This is a genomic window from Halorubrum sp. C191 (assembly GCF_002727095.1).
Classification (GTDB): Archaea; Halobacteriota; Halobacteria; order Halobacteriales; family Haloferacaceae; genus Halorubrum; species Halorubrum ezzemoulense.
Map to the genome: position 1 here is coordinate 39,847 of NZ_NHNZ01000137.1, position 16,910 is coordinate 56,756.

The 16,910-nt window shown below is 70.9% G+C and carries 19 protein-coding genes and 1 tRNA gene; 11 read left to right on the top strand and 9 right to left on the bottom strand.

Going from position 1 to position 16,910, the window contains the following annotated elements; genetic code table 11:
* The first annotated feature begins 137 nt into the window (after positions 1-137).
* The 3 genes from Z052_RS13740 to Z052_RS13750 all read left to right on the top strand — a co-directional run bounded on the left by Z052_RS13740 (position 138) and on the right by Z052_RS13750 (position 1,877).
* A complete protein-coding gene (locus tag Z052_RS13740; RefSeq protein ID WP_086215362.1) occupies positions 138-557 on the top strand; it encodes a hypothetical protein in 420 nt (139 codons plus the stop codon).
* Positions 554-1,489, top strand: coding sequence for an alpha/beta hydrolase (locus tag Z052_RS13745; RefSeq protein WP_049930905.1), 936 nt, complete (start codon positions 554-556; stop codon positions 1,487-1,489). The genes Z052_RS13740 and Z052_RS13745 overlap by 4 nt, the downstream gene beginning before the upstream one ends.
* Before the next feature lie 76 nt (positions 1,490-1,565).
* Positions 1,566-1,877: an MTH1187 family thiamine-binding protein gene (locus tag Z052_RS13750; RefSeq protein ID WP_049930907.1), complete on the top strand. Its 312-nt coding sequence runs from the start codon at positions 1,566-1,568 to the stop codon at positions 1,875-1,877.
* Between the two features lie 37 nt (positions 1,878-1,914).
* On the opposite strand, the gene Z052_RS13755 is transcribed toward Z052_RS13750, so the two are convergent.
* The 4 genes from Z052_RS13755 to Z052_RS13770 form a co-directional block, all read right to left on the bottom strand.
* Positions 1,915-3,423, bottom strand: coding sequence for an RtcB family protein (locus tag Z052_RS13755; protein ID WP_094495211.1), 1,509 nt, complete (start codon positions 3,421-3,423; stop codon positions 1,915-1,917).
* Positions 3,424-3,521: 98 nt separating this feature from the next.
* The gene (locus Z052_RS13760) at positions 3,522-4,064 is read right to left on the bottom strand and encodes a hypothetical protein (protein ID WP_049930911.1); all 543 of its coding nucleotides are present in this window, start codon (positions 4,062-4,064) and stop codon (positions 3,522-3,524) included.
* A 67-nt stretch (positions 4,065-4,131) separates the two neighbouring features.
* A complete protein-coding gene (locus tag Z052_RS13765; RefSeq protein WP_049930913.1) occupies positions 4,132-4,578 on the bottom strand; it encodes an archease in 447 nt (148 codons plus the stop codon).
* Entirely contained in the window at positions 4,575-5,450 is an 876-nt protein-coding gene (locus Z052_RS13770; protein ID WP_094520718.1) for a DUF502 domain-containing protein, read from the bottom strand. The genes Z052_RS13765 and Z052_RS13770 overlap by 4 nt, the downstream gene beginning before the upstream one ends.
* A 200-nt stretch (positions 5,451-5,650) precedes the next feature.
* Between Z052_RS13770 and Z052_RS13775 the strand changes: the two genes are divergently transcribed.
* Both Z052_RS13775 and hmgA read left to right on the top strand, forming a co-directional pair.
* Positions 5,651-6,124 (top strand): GNAT family N-acetyltransferase, encoded by a 474-nt coding sequence (locus tag Z052_RS13775; RefSeq protein ID WP_086216885.1) that lies wholly within the window; start codon positions 5,651-5,653, stop codon positions 6,122-6,124.
* 83 nt (positions 6,125-6,207) lie between these two features.
* Positions 6,208-7,431, top strand: a complete 1,224-nt coding sequence (hmgA, locus tag Z052_RS13780) for a hydroxymethylglutaryl-CoA reductase (NADPH) (RefSeq protein WP_094520719.1) — start codon at positions 6,208-6,210, stop codon at positions 7,429-7,431.
* A gap of 33 nt (positions 7,432-7,464) precedes the next feature.
* On the opposite strand, the gene Z052_RS13785 is transcribed toward hmgA, so the two are convergent.
* Together Z052_RS13785 and cofH are read right to left on the bottom strand one after the other, a co-directional pair.
* Complete coding sequence (locus Z052_RS13785) at positions 7,465-7,776, bottom strand: DUF2250 domain-containing protein (RefSeq protein WP_086219452.1); 312 nt, start codon at positions 7,774-7,776, stop codon at positions 7,465-7,467.
* A 116-nt stretch (positions 7,777-7,892) separates the two neighbouring features.
* Entirely contained in the window at positions 7,893-9,350 is a 1,458-nt protein-coding gene (gene cofH / locus Z052_RS13790; RefSeq protein ID WP_049930920.1) for a 7,8-didemethyl-8-hydroxy-5-deazariboflavin synthase subunit CofH, read from the bottom strand.
* Positions 9,351-9,573: 223 nt separating this feature from the next.
* Between cofH and Z052_RS13795 the strand changes: the two genes are divergently transcribed.
* From Z052_RS13795 to Z052_RS13815, 5 genes are all read left to right on the top strand, one after another.
* Entirely contained in the window at positions 9,574-10,233 is a 660-nt protein-coding gene (locus Z052_RS13795) for an ArsR family transcriptional regulator (protein ID WP_094520720.1), read from the top strand.
* A gap of 79 nt (positions 10,234-10,312) precedes the next feature.
* A complete protein-coding gene (locus Z052_RS13800; RefSeq protein ID WP_099289130.1) occupies positions 10,313-11,233 on the top strand; it encodes a DMT family transporter in 921 nt (306 codons plus the stop codon).
* A gap of 84 nt (positions 11,234-11,317) precedes the next feature.
* Positions 11,318-12,292, top strand: coding sequence for an alpha/beta hydrolase (locus Z052_RS13805; protein ID WP_094520721.1), 975 nt, complete (start codon positions 11,318-11,320; stop codon positions 12,290-12,292).
* A gap of 91 nt (positions 12,293-12,383) precedes the next feature.
* Entirely contained in the window at positions 12,384-12,977 is a 594-nt protein-coding gene (locus Z052_RS13810) for a GNAT family N-acetyltransferase (RefSeq protein WP_094495215.1), read from the top strand.
* 108 nt (positions 12,978-13,085) lie between these two features.
* Positions 13,086-13,691, top strand: coding sequence for a transporter (locus Z052_RS13815; RefSeq protein WP_086216857.1), 606 nt, complete (start codon positions 13,086-13,088; stop codon positions 13,689-13,691).
* A 67-nt stretch (positions 13,692-13,758) separates the two neighbouring features.
* Here the strand turns inward: Z052_RS13815 and Z052_RS13820 are convergent, their stop codons facing one another.
* Together Z052_RS13820 and Z052_RS13825 are read right to left on the bottom strand one after the other, a co-directional pair.
* Entirely contained in the window at positions 13,759-14,211 is a 453-nt protein-coding gene (locus Z052_RS13820) for an RNA-binding domain-containing protein (protein ID WP_049930931.1), read from the bottom strand.
* Positions 14,208-14,825, bottom strand: a complete 618-nt coding sequence (locus tag Z052_RS13825; protein ID WP_099289131.1) for an AAA family ATPase — start codon at positions 14,823-14,825, stop codon at positions 14,208-14,210. The genes Z052_RS13820 and Z052_RS13825 overlap by 4 nt, the downstream gene beginning before the upstream one ends.
* A gap of 108 nt (positions 14,826-14,933) precedes the next feature.
* Here Z052_RS13825 and Z052_RS13830 point away from each other — a divergent pair.
* Positions 14,934-15,008: transfer RNA gene (locus Z052_RS13830), tRNA-Arg, on the top strand.
* 592 nt (positions 15,009-15,600) lie between these two features.
* On the opposite strand, the gene Z052_RS13835 is transcribed toward Z052_RS13830, so the two are convergent.
* Positions 15,601-16,653, bottom strand: a complete 1,053-nt coding sequence (locus Z052_RS13835; RefSeq protein WP_094495216.1) for a S66 peptidase family protein — start codon at positions 16,651-16,653, stop codon at positions 15,601-15,603.
* Positions 16,654-16,910: the final 257 nt, after the last annotated feature.

Genomic DNA, 16,910 nt, shown 5'->3' on the forward strand with positions numbered 1-16,910 from the left:
GCCTCTGACAACCTATCTGCGGCCGCCACTCGGCGGTCGTCCCCCGCCCGCGGCTTTCGTCTGACCGTACCATCCCAGCGGCGGCGCCGCCGGCGTGTGCCGGTACCGATTTATCCCGTCCCGCCGACGGATCGGGTATGACCGGCGACGAGCGGACGGCCGACGTGGAGCCGGCGCTCCGCAGCTACGGCGTCAGCGTCGAATCGATCGACGGGGGCGACCCGCTGGAGCTGACGTACATGACCGCCTTCCCCGGCCGCGAGGTCCACCGCGGCGAGATCGGGCGCGCGCTCAACGCGCTCATCGACCGCGCGGAGGCCGACGAGTGGGACCCCGTCCGCGTCGAGGGCACGGTCGTGCGGTCTCCCGGCGATGTCCTCGGGACGTGGCACGCCGAGGCGGAGTGGTTCGAGGCGCTCGCGCGCTACGAGATCTCCGAGACGGAGTTCTCGGCCCGTGTGCTCGACACACTGAACGAGACCGAGGCGGAGGGCGAACCCCCGGGCGCGTCCGGCGGACCGGACGCGTCCGAGGCGGATCCGGAGGGCGACCGGTGACCCGCCGACATCCCGTCAACCGAGCGCAGCGCCGCCTCGCGCGCCCGGCCCGAGAGCGGTTCGCCACCCGGGCGGTCGCGTTCGACGCCGACGGAGCGACCTGTCGCGGGACGCTGTACCTGCCCGGCGGCGACGCCGACGACCCGCCGATCGTCGTGATGGCGCCCGGGCTCGGCGCGGAGCGCACCTTCGGTTACCCGGCCGTCGCGGAGCGGTTCGCCGACGCGGGCTACGCCGCCCTCCTCTTCGATCACCCGGAGTTCGGCGAGTCGGACGGCGACTCGCAGACGGTCGACCTCGCCCGCCAGCGCGCGGCGTACGAGGCCGCGATCGACCGCGCGGGCCGCCTCGACGACGCGGGCGACGACCTCGTGTTGTGGGGCGCGTCGCTGTCGGCCGCGCACGTCCTGACGCTCGCCGCGGAGCGCCGGGACGTCGACGCGGTCGTGGGCCTCGTCCCGATGCTCGACGGGCGCGCGATCGCCCGCCGACGCGGCGGGCGGTACCTGCTCCGCTCCGGCATCGCAGGGCTCCGCGACCTCGTCGGGCACCGGGTCGGTCGCGGTCGCACCGTCCCCATCGTCGGCGGGACGGACGAGCGCGCGGCGATCACGGAGCCGGGGACGAAGCGGAAGTACCTCGACCTCGTCGACCGCGAGTCGGCGTGGCGCAACGAGACCCCCGCCCGGTCGCTGCTCGGGCTCGTCGGCTACCGCCCCGTGACGCGACTCGACGAGGTCGACGCGCCGACGCTGCTGCTCGCGGGGACCGACGACAACATCGTTGACGCCGAGTCGGTCGCGGACGCCGGCGAGCGGCTCTCGCGCGGGACCGTCGTCACCATGCCCGCCGACCACTTCTCGGTGCTCGGCGACGACTTCGAGGGCGCGATCGGACACCAGCTCTCCTTCCTGCGCGACGCGCTGGAGTAGGTCGCCGCGGGAGAGGCGAACTCGGGCGTCGTCGCCCGCGCGACCGCTTAAGTGAGTCCGCGGCGCATCCCCGCCCATGACAGCCATCGCGATGCTGAGCGTCGCCCCGGTGGTCGAGGAGAGCATGGCCGAGGAGGTGGCGGCCGCCGTCGCCGCGCTCGACGACTTCGACGTGAGCTACGAGACGAACCCGATGGGGACCGTGATCGAGGCCGACGACGCCGAGACGCTGTTCGCGGCCGCGGCGGCGGCCCACGACGCGGTCGACGGCGACCGCGTCTCGACGGTCCTGAAGATCGACGACAAGCGGGCGAGCGACGGGACCGCGGACGAGAAGGTCGAGGCCGTCGAGGAACAGCTCGGTCGGGAGGCGAAGCGGGAGCGCTGATTCTGCGCTGGGGGCGGGCGGGCGACCGGGCCCGTCGTCACCCCTTGATGTTACAGACCGGGAACGTGCGGGCGACCTTGTCGCCGATGCCGAGCTCGTCGCTCACGCGGATCACCTCGTCGATGTCCTTGTAGACGCCGGGGGCCTCCTCGGCGATGGTGGCGCCGGACTGCGCCTTCACGTAGATCTGTTGGCCGTCTTCGAGGTCGTCCTGTACGTCGCCGCCCCAGAACTCCTGTTTCGCCTGCGTGCGGCTCATCAGCCGCCCCGCGCCGTGGGCGGTCGAGCCGAACGAGACGCCCATCGACTCCTCGCCGCCGCGGAGGACGTACGAGCCCGCGCCCATGCTGCCGGGGATGATGACGGGCTGGCCGACCCCGCGGTACGCCTCGGGCACGTCCCCGTTGCCGGCGGGAAATGCCCGCGTCGCGCCCTTGCGGTGGACGTACAGCTCGCGCTCCGCGCGGTCGACGGCCGCGTCGCCGACGGCCGGGCGCCCCTCGGCGTCGACGCCGACCTCGTGGGTCTCCTTCTTGGCGATGTTGTGCGCCACGTCGTACAGCAGCTCCATCCCGAGGTCCTCGATCGGGTCGGCGTCGAACACCTGGCCGAACGTCTCGCGCGCCTGATGCGTGATCAGCTGGCGGTTCACCCACGCGAAGTTGATACACGCGCCCATCGCGCCGTAGTACTCGTCGGCCAGGTCGGAGCCGGCCGGCGCGGCCGCGAGCTCCTTGTCGGGGAGCTCGGCGAGCAGGTCGTCGTGCTCCTGCTCGATCCGCCGGAGGTAGTCGTTACAGGTCTGGTGGCCCAGCCCGCGGCTCCCGCAGTGGATTAAGACGACGATGCCGTCCGCTTCGAGGCCGTACGCCTCGGCCACGTCCCCGCGGAACACGTCGGTGACGCGCTGGACCTCCAGGAAGTGGTTGCCCGAACCGAGCGACCCCATCTGGTTCCGGCCGCGGTCCATCGCCTTCTGGGAGACGTACTCCGGCCGGGCGTCGGGGCGACGCCCCTCGTCCTCGCAGCGCGCGAGGTCGCTCTCGATCCCGTACCCCTCCTCGACCGCCCACTCGACGCCCCGTTCGAGCGCGCCCTCGATCGCGTCGGCGTCGCCGTCTATCACGCCGCCGCCGCCCAGTCCCGACGGGACGGCCTCGAACAGCGCGTCGACCAGCTCCTCCTCCCGGCCGCGCACGTCGTCGTAGGTGAGATTCGTTCGCACCATTCTGACGCCGCAGTTGATGTCATAGCCGACCGCTCCCGGCGAAATACAGCCGGTTCGGGCGTCGATAGCGCCCACGCCGCCGACCGGGAAGCCGTACCCCTGGTGCCCGTCGGGCATACAGAGCGCGGGCTCGACGATGCCGGGAAGGTGAGTGGCGTTTTTCAACTGCTGGAGCGAGTCGTCGTCGCCAATCTCCTCGAGCAGCGACTCGCTGGCGAGGACCCGGGCGGGGACGTTCATGTCGCCCTCGCGGGGGATCTCCCAGACGTGCTCGCGCACTTTCTCCAGTCGGATCCCATCGAACTCGCGCGTTGTCATACCCGGCGTTCGACGCGGGGAGGCAAGGGCGTTGCGTCAGCGGGCGGCGACGCGAGCGAGTCCGTCGAGGTCGACGCCCGTCGGCCGACCGCGACCGCCTACTGGTCGAGCGGGTCGATCGGGAGCCAGCCGATCGCGCCCTCGGCGAGCGTGAACGCGGCGAAGACTCGGCCGAGGACGAGCCCGTACAGCAGGTGCGCGACCGCGATGACCGCGCCGAACTCGAAGCTGGCCGTCAGTCCCGGCACCGGGAGCGTCGGCACCGGCAGCGCGGTCGCGCCCTCGATCGCGATCGCGGCCGGCAACAGCAGGCCGCCGGTGAGCACGCCCAGCAGCGCGGAGTGGACGACGCCGAGCGAGAGGCACCCGCCGACATCTCCCCGGAGCTCCGCGAAGAAGGGGCGGTCGAAGACGGCGACGAACAGCGCACCGAACAGCGCGCTGTTGAACAGGTGGACGGCCCACCCGACGAGGACCGTCTCTACCCCGACCAGCGCGCCGATCGTCGGCATGAGCCCGAGACCGAAGTGTAACACGGCGCCCATCGCGGCGCCGGCCACGAGCCCGCCGCTCGCCCCCGCGCGCCACCGCCGCTCCGCCACCGTCGATCCGATCCCGTCGCTCCGCTCTGAGTGTGACATACGTTACCAATGTGCTCGATAACTATAATGGTTCCTCACGGCCGGCTCCGAGGCGGGGGGCACGGCCTCACACGTCGAACACGACGTACGCGTACCACTCGTCGCCGCGGCGTTCGAGAGCCATCTCGGAGTAGGTGACGGCCTTGATCTCTCGGGCGGCCACCGCGCCGAGCGGGACGCCGCGCGCGCTGGCCGCGAGCCGCCACTCGCCCGGCTCCGCGGGGTCGTCCTCGCCGTTCCCGTCGTCCGGTTCGGCGACCGTACAGCGGTGATCGGCCGGGAGCACGAGCCGCACGTCGCGCTCGTATATCAGCCGGTCGAGGTAGTCGAACAGCAGCGCCTCGCGGCTCTCGGCGGTGACCGTTAGCTCGAACCGCTCGCCGCCCGTCGCCGGAACGGACTCCGCGCTCGCGGCCGTAAGTCCGTCGGCGACCGCGGCGAACAGCGCCGAGGGGGTCTCGGCGGTCGCCTCGACGGCGACGTCGGCGGTGTGGTCGCGGAGCTCGTAGGTCATCGCTCGTCCACGCTTCGGCCGCCCTCGCGGCCCTCTCCGCCGGTCTTGTGGTTCTCTCCACCGCCCTTTCGACCCTCTCCGCCGCTCTCGTCGCGGGGCTCCTCCGCGTTCTCCGGTCGCCCGTCCGCCGGGAACCGGGCGTCGATGGTCCGCTCCGGCGCGCCGGGGCGGAGGTCATCCGGGTCGACGTCGTCGAGGTCGGCCGCGACCTCCTCCAGCGCGACCCCGCTCGTGACCAGCGCGCGGATCCCCTCGTCGACGGTCAGTTCGACGTCGACGACCCGGCGGTCGGGGACGAAAACGACGTGCCCGCCCATCACCGGGTTCGGGGCCATCGGCATGAACAGCGTTCGCATCCCGTCGCCCTCGCCGTCCGCGTGGTCCGCGATGACGTCGGGGGTCTCGCTCGTGACGAACGCGAGCGTGTACGTCCCCTCGGTCGGGAACTCGACGAGGACGACCTCGCGGAAGTTCCCGCCCTCCGAGTCGAGCATCGCGTCGCTCATCTGTCGGAACCCCTGGTAGACGGAGCCGACGCCCGGGACCCGCTCGACCGCGTCGTCGACGTAGTCGACCGCGCGCTCGCCGTACCGCGAGGACTCGACGCCGGCGCCCACGAGGAGGATCGCGGCCACGAACACGACCGGCGTCGCGACCTCGATCGCGGTCTCGCGGGAGACCGCGCCGATCACCGGGAGTCCGGCTCCCGGCGTCACGGCCACGACCGCCGAGGAGAACGCGTCGAGGTAGTCGTACACCGCGTTGAACGCGAACGCGAGCACGGCCAGCGTGATGACGGCGGGGACGATGACGGCGACGCCGGTGAGGAAGGCCCGTCGGAGCAGCTCGACCCCCGACGACTCGTCGGTCATTGATCGCGACCACGCGCGACCGCGACAAAACGTTTCCGTCGAGCGCTCGGCCCGCGCCGGCGTCCGCAGGCGGTCCGGGTACCGACCCGCCTCGGACCCGGCCTTCGATACGGTCCCGACCCGTTGAGAGCGGAGCTACCGCCCGCAACGGTCCCCGCTGGCGGTGGAGTTATATTCCGCCCGCGTGTTAGGTCATCGCAGTGAGCGTCAACGTCGAGAAACGGACCGACCCGCCCGGCGAGTCCGACTACGCGACCGCCGCGTGGGAGCTCAAAGAGCAGATTCGGTCCGCTGAGGGCGTCCTCCGACAGCGACGCGGCTTCTTCGTCGACGCGTACCGCCGGTCGACTGCCCACCTCCTCGTCGAGAACGACCGGCTCGTCGCGTTCGCCTCCGTCCGGCGCGACGGCTACATCCTCTTTCTCGCCGTTCACCCCGATCACCGCGGCCGCGGCCACGCCGAGCGCCTGATCGCCGACGTCGCGGAGAACCACCGGTCCGTCACCTGTCACGCCCGCACGACCAACCGGCAGGCGCTCGGCTTCTACGAGCACCTCGGCTTCGAGGTGATCCGCCGCATCGACGACTACTACGAGGACGGGGGCGACGCCTACTACCTCAAGCTCGGCGGCGAGTCGCTCCGCGAGCGGCTCTCGGGGTTCGTCGGCCGGTAGCTCGCCCCGTCGGTCCGCTCCGCTCGCCCCGGGAGGCCCGCCGAACCGACAGTAATTAGCGCCCGCCGCGAGGAGAGGGCGGCATGTCGCAACCGACTCCCGCGGACCTCGCGGCCCGGGTCCGCGACGGCGACCTCCGCTTCCACGAGCTGGAAGACCACGCCGACGCCGACGCCGCGGCCGCCGCGCGCCGGCTGCTCGTCGCGGAGGCGACCGACGCCGACCTCGACCCGCTCGGCGAGTACGCGTTCGACGCCGCGGCGGTCCACGGCTCGAACATCGAGAACACCCTCGGCGGGGTCCAGGTCCCCGTCGGCGTCGCCGGTCCGGTGACCGTCGACGGCGGCGCGGGGACGGCCGAGCGCTACCTGCCGCTGGCGACCACCGAGGGCGCGCTGGTCGCGTCGATCAACCGCGGCTGCTCCGTCGTCGAGGACGCCGGCGGCGCGACCGCGCGCGTGACGAAGAGCGGGATGACGCGCGCGCCCGTCTTCCAGGTCGCTGGCGTCGCCGAGGCCGAGGCGCTCGTCGCGTGGCTGCGCGACAACGTCCCCGCGCTGCGCGAGGCCGCGGAGTCGACGACGAGCCACGGCGAACTGCTCGACGTGACGCCGTACGTCGTCGGCAACAACGTGTTCTGCCGGTTCCGCTACGACACGAAAGACGCGATGGGGATGAACATGGCAACCATCGCGACCCGAGAGGCCTGCGACGTTATCGAGGCGGAGACGGACGCCTCGCTGGTCGCGCTGTCGGGGAACCTCTGTTCGGACAAGAAGCCGGCCGCGATCAACGCCGTCGAGGGGCGCGGGCGCTCGGTCGTCGCCGACGCGACGGTCCCACGCGAGACCGTCGAGGAGCGCCTCCACACGACCCCGGAGGCGATCGCTGAGATCAACACCCGGAAGAACCTCGTCGGCTCCGCGAAGGCGGGCGCGCTCGGCTTCAACGCCCACGTCGCCAACGCGGTCGCGGCGATGTTCCTCGCCACCGGGCAGGACGAGGCGCAGGTCGTCGAGGGGGCGAACGCGATCACGACCGCCGAGACGACCGCCGACGGCGACCTCTACGTCTCCGTCTCGCTGGCAAGTCTCGAAGTGGGGACGGTCGGCGGCGGGACGAAGCTCCCGACCCAGCAGGCGAGCCTGGAAATCCTCGGCGTCGCCGGCGGCGGCGCTCCCGCCGGCAGCAACGCCGACGCGCTCGCGGAGTCGATCGCGGTCTGCGCGCTCGCCGGCGAACTGTCGCTGCTCGCGGCGCTCGGCTCCCGCCACCTCTCGTCGGCGCACGCGGAACTCGGGCGGTAGTCGGGCGCCGCGGCCCGCAGAGCGCCCTCCGCCTCAGTCCGACCAGCGCGGGCAGTCGTCGCGGAGCGCCGCCCGCCCCGCGTCGGTGAGACGGTAGACGGTCTCTCCGGTCACGCGCTCGACGAGCCCCGCGGCCGCGAGCGCCTCCAGCCGCGACTCGACGTGGTCGGCGTACAGTCCCGTGTTGCTCGCGACGAAGGCCGGGTAGTCCGTCCCCACGTCGTCGAGGTACGCCAACAGCCGCTCGTCGGAGCGCGTCAGCGAGGGCGCGTCGAGGCTCTCTCCGCGGCCGTCGCCGTCGCTCTCTCCCGAGCGGCCGACCGGCTGTGCGTCGGGTGCGGTCATCTCACACGTGGTGACGTGTGACATAATAAAGGGCGTACCGGGGGTTCCCACTCGATGAGAGTCGCCAGGGGTCCGGCGGAACGTGTTCGGCCGCTAACCGATCCGTCGGCACCGGTTCAGTCGTCGGCGTCGGCCGGCGGCGTTCCGACCGCGCCGCCGCCGCGTCCGCCGTCGGACGAGCGGTTCGCGAGCAGTGGGGTCCCGTCGGCGCGGGGGCCGAGACGCGGGCCGTGCGGCCCGTCGTCGGGGTCGATCCGGCGCCGGGTCCGGTAGTCGGTCGAGCGCTCGACCGGGGTCCGGCCGATCGCCGTGATCATCTCGACGTAGTCGTCGAACGAGCGGTACTCGCCGTACTCGCCGCCCGCGCGGCTGGTGATCTCCTCCGAGAGGATGGTGCCCATGAAGTCGTCCGCGCCGCAGTTGAGGAGTTTGAGCCCGTGGGCGTCGCCCGACTTCACCCACGACGCCTGGACGTGATCGACGTTGTCTAAGAAGAGCCGCGCGACCGCGACCACGAGCTCGTCCTCGGCGTGCGAGGGGCCGGAGTCGACGACGCCGCGCCGGTAGAGCGGGGTGTTCTGGTGGATGAAGGAGAGCGGAACGAACTCCGTGATCGCGCCCGTGCGGTCTTGGAGGTCCCGGATCACCTTCAGGTGTTGCGCGCGGTGCGCGACCGTCTCGACGTGGCCGTACATCATCGTCGAGGTGACGTCGAGGCCGGCGGCGGCCGCGCCCTCCATCGCCGCCACCCAGTCGTCGGTGCGGATCTTCCCCGGACAGATCACGTCGCGGACCTCGTCGACGAGGATCTCGGCGGCGGTGCCCGGTGCGGAGTCGAGCCCGGCGGCCGCCAGCTCGCGGTACACAGACTCGTACTCCCAATCGGTGCCCCGAGAGGCGTGATACGCTTCCTCCGGGGTCATCGAGTGGAGGTGGACGCCGCCGACCGACATCGCGTCCAACTGCTCGACGTAGGTGCCCGGGTCGGTCGCGTACCGCTCTGGCGGCTTGTAGTTCACCTCGCTCGCGGGGTCGTCGTGCGCGGCGAGGATCTCGTGATGTTCCTCGTTCAGGGCGAACGCGGGGTGGAGCCCCGAGACGGAGCATACCTCGTAGATCCCCATGTCGAGGGCGTCTTCGACGACCGCGCGCGACTCGGCGGGCGGCTTGGTGAACCCCGCGTGCTCGACGTCGCTGTCTGCCTCGAACGCGTGCGCGGAGTCCTTGAAGTTACAGAACAGGCAGCCGGTGTTACACGCGGTGGTGACGTTGTTGTTCAGGTTGGCGACGAAGGTGACCTCGTCGCCCACCTCCTCGCGCCGGCGCCGGTCGGCGGCCTCTAACACCGCCTCCTTGCGGACGGGGTCGATCCCGGCCGCCCCCGTGCCGGTGGCGAGCAGTTCGGTGGCGTCGTCGACCGTCAGCCGAGCGCCGTCGCGGGCCTTCGCGAGCGCGTTCTCGAACGACTGGTCGGTCGCGGGCGCGGCGAAGTCGAACTCCTCCGCGCCGCTCACGGTCCCGCCCTCTCCGCCTCCGCTCGATCCGCTCGCGCCGGAACTGCCCCCCGAACTCATCCCCTAACGTTCCCGGTTCCACCGTGATAAACGGGAGGGTCGCGACAGCCGATGCGTCCCCGGCGGGTCGTTCGGACGCGTCGGCTACCGCCGAGCGAAGGGGGGACACGAGCGGCACAGACTGTCCGCGTTCGCACCGAATCGCTGTACCCTGACGCTCCGAGCGGAACGCGACCGGTCACAGAAGCCAACCTTTTATCCGCTGGACGCTAACCACACGTTAATGGACTCCGCGGTACTGCTCGATCTCCTCGGCAACGAGAACCGGCGGCGCATCCTCCGGCTTCTCGCCACCAAGCCGTGTTACGTCACGGAGATCTCGGAGTACCTGGACGTGAGCCCGAAGGCGGTGATCGACCACCTGCGGAAGCTGGAGGAGGCCGGGCTCGTCGAGTCGACGACGGACGACCAGCGGCGGAAGTACTTCCGGATCGCGCGCAGCCTCCGGCTGGAGGTGAGCGTCTCGCCGTACGGCTTCGGCGCGAAGAGCGCGTACCCGGCGAAGAACAGCCTCGACATGTCCGGTCGCTGTCCGCACCTCTCGATCGAGGGCCCCGACGGGTCGGGCACGACCGCCGACCTCGCGGAGCTCGCGGAGGAGTTCACCCGCCTCCAAGACCTCGACCGGGAGCTCTCGCTCGCCCAGCGGTGGGTCCAGGGCCGCGTCGAGGACACGCTCGCCGAGATCGACGAGCGGCTCGGCGGGCAGGCCGACAGCCGCTTCTTCGCGACCGTCATCGCCGCGGTGGTCGAGACCGACGGCACGCCCGCGGCGGTCGCCGACGAGGTCGGCGCGCGCGAGTCGACGGTCGCGGACGCCCTGCGGCGGCTCTCCGACGTGGGCGTGGTCGCCCGCGACGCAGACGGGTACCGGGTCCGCTGACGGCCCCCTCCCGTCGACCGGATCCGGCGACCGCGACCGTTTCCGGAACCTTTTGGCTCGCCGCCCGGAGACGACGACCGTGAGCCGTCTCAGAAACCTCTCGCTGTTCCTCGTCCTCGCCGCCGCGTGGGGCTCCGCGTTCGTCGCGATCAACGCGGGATTGGCGTACTTCCCGCCCGTGCTGTTCGCGGCGTTCCGGTTCGACGTCGCCGGCGTCGTCATGCTCGCGTACGCGGCGTACGCGGTCGACGACCCGGTCCCGCGCGGCCGGGACCAGTGGCTCGAGGTCGTCTCCGGCGCCGTGTTCATCATCGCCGCCTACCACGCCTTCCTGTTCGTCGGGGAGAGCGACCCGGCGGTGACGAGCGCCGTCGCGGCCGTTATCGTCAGCCTCTCGCCGGTGTTGACCACGGTGTTCGCCCGCGCCCTCCTGCCGGCGGAGCGGCTGACCGCGGTCGGCGCGCTCGGCCTCGAGATCGGCCTCGCCGGGGCGGTCGTCCTCGCGAACCCCGACCCCGCCAACCTGACCGGCGGCGGCACCGTCGCGAAGCTGCTCGTGCTGCTCGCGGCGACCTCGTTCGCGCTCGGCTCCGTCCTCTCGCGGGCCTCGGAGGCCGACATCGCCATCGAGACGATGGAGGCGTGGTCGATGCTCCTCGGCGCGGGGCTCACCCACCTGCTCGCGCTCGCGCTCGGCGAGTCGGTCGCCGACGCGACCTGGACGACGGAGTCGCTGCTCGCCTTGGGTTACCTCTCGGTCGTCGCCAGCGGGATCGGCTTCCTCATCTACTTCGACCTGCTCGACCGGCTCGGCCCGATCGAGATCAACCTCGTCTCCTACGTCGCGCCGGTGTTCGCGGCCGCCGTCGGCTGGCTCGTCCTCGACGAGGGGATCACCCCGACGACGGTCGCGGGCTTCCTCACCATCTGTGTCGGCTTCGCGCTGGTGAAACGCGACGCGATCCGCGAGGAGCTGCGGGCGGTCGGCGTCGCGGGCTGAGTCGGGGCCCCGACGGCCCCACCGACCGCCCGACAGCCGACCCCGCCGCAACCGTCTTGTCGGCGGGGCGACGACTTCCGGACCGTGAGCGCCGAACAGATCGACCCCCAGGCGGAACGCGTCGCCGCCCGACAGTCGCGGGTCCCGCTCCCGCACGGTCGCTACCGGCTGAAGCTCCTCCGTCGCCTGACCGACCCGCTGATGCGGATCCGGAACCGCGACCCGCCGAGCGTGGGCGCAACCGAGTCGCTGACCCTTCCCGGACCCGAAGACGACGACGCGCGGCGCGCCCTCGGCGACCGGGCGACGGTCGGCGACCTCGACGCGCGGCTCTACCTCCCCGCCGCCGAGCCCCCCTACCCGACGGTCGTCTTCTTCCACGGCGGGGGGTTCGTCCTCGGCAGCGTCGAGACCCACGACTGGCTCTGTCGGCACCTGACCCGGGAGAGCGGGTGCGCCGTCCTCTCGGTCGAGTACCGGCTCGCGCCTGAACACCCCTTCCCGGCCGCGGTCGCGGACGCGTACGCCGCCGTCGAGCGGGCCGCGGACGCGACCGAGCGGCTCCGCGGGACCGGCGACCTCGCGGTCGCGGGCGACTCCGCCGGCGGCACCCTCGCCGCGGTGACCGCCCTCATGGCCGCCGAGCGGGACGGCCCCGACATCGCCCGACAGGCGCTCCTGTACCCGGGGATCGGCGTCGACCCCGACCAGGAGTCGATGCGGAAACACGCCGGGACCGTCCTCTCCCGGGCGGACATCGAGTGGTTCTCGGCGGCCTACTACCGGAGCGACATCCACCGTCGGAACCCGTACGCCGACCCGATCAACGCCGGCGACCTCTCCGGCGTCGCGCCCGCGACGGTCGTCACAGCGGGCTTCGACCCGCTCCGGGACGGCGGGAGGGCGTACGCGGAGCAGCTCGTCGCCGACGGCGTGGCGACCCGATACGAGAACTACCCCGCGATGGTCCACGGGTTCATGACGATGCCGGAGGTCGACCGGGCGCGCGACGCGATCGCGAGCGTCGGCGGCGACCTCGCCGACGCCTTCGGCGACTGACGGCGTTCGACGACCGACGGCGGTCGGTGCCCGTGACAACCCGTCGCAGGGCGCCGGTGGAATTTATTCGGCGGGCGACGACGCTCACGACGTGTTCCCCGAGACCATCGAGACGGACCGGCTTCGGCTGGAGGTGCGGAGTCCCGAACACGTCGACCTCGACGAGTGCTATCGGATCTGCTCGTCCGATCCCGGCATCGACGAGGTGACCGAGTTCGTCACGTGGGACCCCCACGAGACGAAGAAGGAGACGCTAGAGTTCCTCGAACGCGGGCGCGAGCGCTTCGAGGACGCCGAGGCGGCGACGTACGTGATCTACCCCCGCGAGGGGGAAGACGGTGCGGGCGAGATAGCCGGCTTCGGCGGCTTCGGGGTCGACTGGGAAAAGCGGACTGCGACGCTCGGCACGTGGCTCCGCAAGCGGTTCTGGGGCCGCGGCTACTCCGGCGAGCGCGCCGCCGCGCTCGCCGAGGTCGCGTTCGCGGACCTCGACCTGGATGTCGTCGCCGTGGGCCACCACCCCGACAACGAGAAGTCGCGGCGCGCGATCGAACGGTACGTCGACCGTCTCGGCGGGCGACGCGAGGGGCGGCTCCGCAACGAGCTGGTCTACGCGGACGGCACCGTCCACGACGAGGTCCGGTACACGATCTCGCAGTCGGAGTGGCGCGAGGCGACGGCCTGATCCGACGGTGTCCGCCGATAGACGCACTCCTGCGGCCGTCGACGCGATCGTTTCGCGTCCCGATCCGACCCAACAAACACTTACGCCCGCCGAAACGATACCGGGCGCATGTCTTCGACAGCCAGCGGCGGATCGAGCGCGACAGGGGCGGAAAGGAGCCTCGGCCGCGGCGCGGTCGTCGGGGCGGTCGCGGGCGCGGTGTCGTACGTCCTCGGCTACCTGGTCGTCTACGTCACGCAGAGCGGCCGGGTCGAGGAGGGGCTCTCCGGGATCAACTTCTTCGCCGACCTGTTCGGCGGCGACACCATCTCGGTGTGGCGCGGCGTCGGCTGGGTGTTCTACAACGCGCACTTCGTGGACGTGAACGTGCCCTCGCTGATCGGCGCCGCCCGCTCGGTGAACTTCGTCGCGCAGAGCGACGCCGGGCTGACGTTCCTGTACGCCGTGCCGCCGCTGCTGCTCGTCGTCGCCGGGGTCGGGATAGCGCGCGCGGCCGGCGCGGCGACGCCGGTCGACGGCGCGCAGTCCGGCGCGCTCGCCGTCGTCGGCTACCTCCCGCTCGCGGTGATCGGCGCCTTCCTGTTCCGGTACGCCGTCGGCGACGGCGGCAGCGTCGCCCCGACGCTCGTCACGGCGGCGCTGCTCGCGGGGCTCGTCTATCCGGTCGTCTTCGGCGCGGTCGGCGGGGCCGCGGCCGGCGCCACGGCCGAGTGACTGGTGGATCAGTGAGCGACGGGCCGAGTGACCGGGAGAGCGGCGACGGGCGCGCCGGGTCGGCGCCTCAGTACGCCTCGTCCTCGGGGTCGAACCGGTCGCCGTACTCGCGGACGGGGTCGACCGGCTGCCCCCCGTCGGTCTCGGGCGCGACGTAGTCGATGAACGACTCGACGTCCGGCTCGCGGACGCGCACCTCGACGTCGATCTCACCGAGTTCGTCCGGATCGCCGACCGCGAAGTTGACGACGCCTTCGAGCGCCGCCTGCTTCTTCAACGAGAAGGCGAACCCGTCGTCGGTGCGGTTCTGTCGGAAGACGCGGCGGGCGGTGTCGAGGATCTCCTGCTCGTGGAGCACGTCGGAGAACGCGTCGAGGCTGTGCGTCTCGGAGACGAGCCGCCCGTCCTCGTGGACCGGCTCCGCGTCCGGGAAGACGTTCTCGACCGCGTCGGCGACCCGGTCGGTCACCTCCGTGTCGTGGACCGGCACCTCGATCCGAACGTCGACGCTGTAGATCACGCGCCGTCACCCCTGGCCTCGGCCGCCTCGGCGGCGTCGCCGTCCGAGCGGTCCGCGCCCTCGCCGTCGACGCCCAGCACTTCGCGGACGCGCTCGCGGAACGCCGCGAGGCTGTCGGTGTTGTCGATCTCGACGTCGGCGCGCTCCAACGTCTCGCCGAGTCCGAGGTCGATCTCGCGGGCGTCGCGCTTGCGGAGCGACGCCAGGTCCGAGTCGGAGTCGTCGCGGCCGCGCTCGCCCAGCCGCTCGGCGCGGAGCTTGAAGGGCGCGCGGATCGCGACGAGCGTGAAGTCGTCGCCGAACGCCTCGCGGAAGCGTTCGAGCTCGACGGTCGAGCGGAGACCGTCGACGACGACGGTCTCGCCGCGCTCGCTCTTGGCCGCCGCCTCCCGGATGCGCGGGAGCGTCCGAGCGGCGATGGCGTCGTCGCCCTCCTCCTCGCGGAGCGTGCCGGCCATCCAGCCGTGGTGTTGCGCCGGGTCGAGCCCGCGGCGGCGACACTCGGCGCGGACCACGTCGCCCATGACGACGACGGGGATGCCAGCCGCCTCGGCCACGTTTGCCGCCTCCCCCTTCCCGCTGCCGGGGAGGCCGACGGTTCCGATGACGTTCATTACCGGTCGCTACTCCGCTCGCGGACTTAGGTCTGCTGTTGGCCGGTGCTGAGCGGCCCGCCGCGAACCGCGGGCGTTTTTTAGACGCGGCGGATCAGAGTCGAGTGAGGGCACGTAGCTCAGCCAGGATAGAGCGTCGGACTTCTAATCCGATGGCCGTGGGTTCGAATCCCACCGTGCTCGCTTCGAACCCGTCGGTTCTCGGGTCGTCTGTCAAACACCCGAATTTGGGGTCGATCGCGTCTCTGCGATCGGATTGTTAAATCGTCCGAGACGCTGCGGTTCGGGTCCCGTTCCGCAGATTAACGGGTCCCTCGCACGCATCCGACTTTCACTGGACGCGGCGCTGAGATCGCCTACCCGTGTTGCGGTTCTCCGTGGACCGTCGACCGGAACCGGCTCGGCGGGACCCTCGTCCGGCAGGATCCGAAATCGACCGTCGACCGCGACGGAAACGATACCGAGCCCGGCGGTGTCGACACGACGTCTCTCGAACCACCGATACGGAGCAGTATCGGGCACGCTCGCCCCCGCCACGACCCGGACGGCATCGCCCGCAACCTCGCCAAAGCGGAATCACGGACCTCGGCGTCCTCGATCGATCCCTCGTCGTCGAAGACTGTTGGTGGAACAGGTAGCTGCGGCCTCAGAATGACCTGCGCCTGTACACCACCCCCGGTCAGCGGTGGCCGGCACACCTTGCGCGTGAATCCCGGTCTCATTCCGTCTGGACACAGAGAATCTATCTGGCACCGGATTCTAGCCCGCCGTGAACTCAAAGAAGGCGAATGGATGCGGTCGAGGGGTCGATTTCGACCTCACCGCCGATCGGGATGGGACACGTCGGGTACGTGTGTCCGAACTCGCAATTGAAGACAACGGGAGCGTTCGGATTGTACGTCTCGAACGCGTCACTAATCGCCTCGCGCTGGCGCTCCCGATACTCCGCTCGCCACTCTCGCGGATTCTCTTCGAGGTGTGAGCGAGCGGCGGGGCGTCCGACAAGCACACCGTCGAATCGTTCGAGAAGGCCGCGCTCGCCGAGTGCGCGAAGGTTCGCACCGACGACGGCCGGGTCAGGGACCAATTCGCTCGTCTCTAGCGCGAGGACAGTACCGGTCAGCGCGTCGGGGTCGGGCAGGTACCGATCGGCGAGGAACTGTTCGACGAGGACTGCGTAGCAACCGCCCCAGATCCGACCCGAGACCGCCTCTTCACCGCCGCGCCAGATCCGGCCGTCGGATTGTTCGATCTCGCGAGTAGTCTCGACCGACTCCGGATCTTCCCAGTCCCCGGCCTCGTCAGTGAACACCTCTGCTTCGGTCCAGTCGCCGATCGAGTCCTCGAAGAGCGCACGCCGCAGGTACTCCTCCGTGTAATCGAACATCTCTCCGTCCATCGCGTATTCGAGCAGCGTCGATCCGCCGTAGTACGAGACGATCCCCTGGTTCCAGAGGAACAGGGCCAGGTTCGTGTTGTCTGAGTACCCGTAGAACCGGGTCGGGTGTTCACGGAGTACGTCTCCGTCGAGATACGGGAGGATCGTGATCTGGTCGTGGCCTCCGATGTTTGCGATCACGGCTGAGACGTCCGGGTCGCGGAATGCGTTCATAACCTCCTCGGCGCGTGCCTCCGGATTGTCCGCAAGCCACTCCGGGTCGGCGGTCGCGGTCGGATACTCCACCGGATCGAGGTCGAAAACGTCGCGCATTCGCTCGAGACCGAGTTCGTAGACGAACCGCGCAGATTCGGGTGCGTTCGACGCCGGCGCGACGACCGCGACCCGATCGCCGGGTTCGACAGGGGGCGGAGTGAGGAACTCAGACACGACTGGGATCTACGAAGGACGTCATATATCTTTTATTCACCCGTGTGCCGCAGTATCAGGAATAATCGGGAGACTGGCACGAGACGCACGAGTGGACGCCCGATACCCGCTTCTCACTGCGCGAATTAAGCGTCGAGACGGTCTCCGTCCAGATTCACACGGCAGATCGCCCCGCAGAACACGGGAGAGTACAACGCTTGCGTTCTGCGTTCGGCACGCGCTCAGCGGACTCTCAGCGGGAGAGGGTTCAATTGCGC

Bases quoted from the DNA above. Each gene is read 5' to 3' on its own strand.
- Z052_RS13750 (WP_049930907.1), top strand. From the start codon at position 1,566: ATGACAGCCATCGCGATGCTGAGCGTCGCCCCGGTGGTCGAGGAGAGC.
- Z052_RS13765 (WP_049930913.1), bottom strand. From the start codon at position 4,578: ATGACCTACGAGCTCCGCGACCACACCGCCGACGTCGCCGTCGAGGCG.
- Z052_RS13770 (WP_094520718.1), bottom strand. From the start codon at position 5,450: ATGACCGACGAGTCGTCGGGGGTCGAGCTGCTCCGACGGGCCTTCCTC.
- Z052_RS13815 (WP_086216857.1), top strand. From the start codon at position 13,086: ATGTCTTCGACAGCCAGCGGCGGATCGAGCGCGACAGGGGCGGAAAGG.
- Z052_RS13825 (WP_099289131.1), bottom strand. From the start codon at position 14,825: ATGAACGTCATCGGAACCGTCGGCCTCCCCGGCAGCGGGAAGGGGGAG.
- hmgA (WP_094520719.1), top strand. From the start codon at position 6,208: ATGTCGCAACCGACTCCCGCGGACCTCGCGGCCCGGGTCCGCGACGGC.
- Z052_RS13760 (WP_049930911.1), bottom strand. From the start codon at position 4,064: ATGTCACACTCAGAGCGGAGCGACGGGATCGGATCGACGGTGGCGGAG.
- Z052_RS13785 (WP_086219452.1), bottom strand. From the start codon at position 7,776: ATGACCGCACCCGACGCACAGCCGGTCGGCCGCTCGGGAGAGAGCGAC.
- Z052_RS13755 (WP_094495211.1), bottom strand. From the start codon at position 3,423: ATGACAACGCGCGAGTTCGATGGGATCCGACTGGAGAAAGTGCGCGAG.
- Z052_RS13740 (WP_086215362.1), top strand. From the start codon at position 138: ATGACCGGCGACGAGCGGACGGCCGACGTGGAGCCGGCGCTCCGCAGC.
- Z052_RS13795 (WP_094520720.1), top strand. From the start codon at position 9,574: ATGGACTCCGCGGTACTGCTCGATCTCCTCGGCAACGAGAACCGGCGG.
- cofH (WP_049930920.1), bottom strand. From the start codon at position 9,350: ATGAGTTCGGGGGGCAGTTCCGGCGCGAGCGGATCGAGCGGAGGCGGA.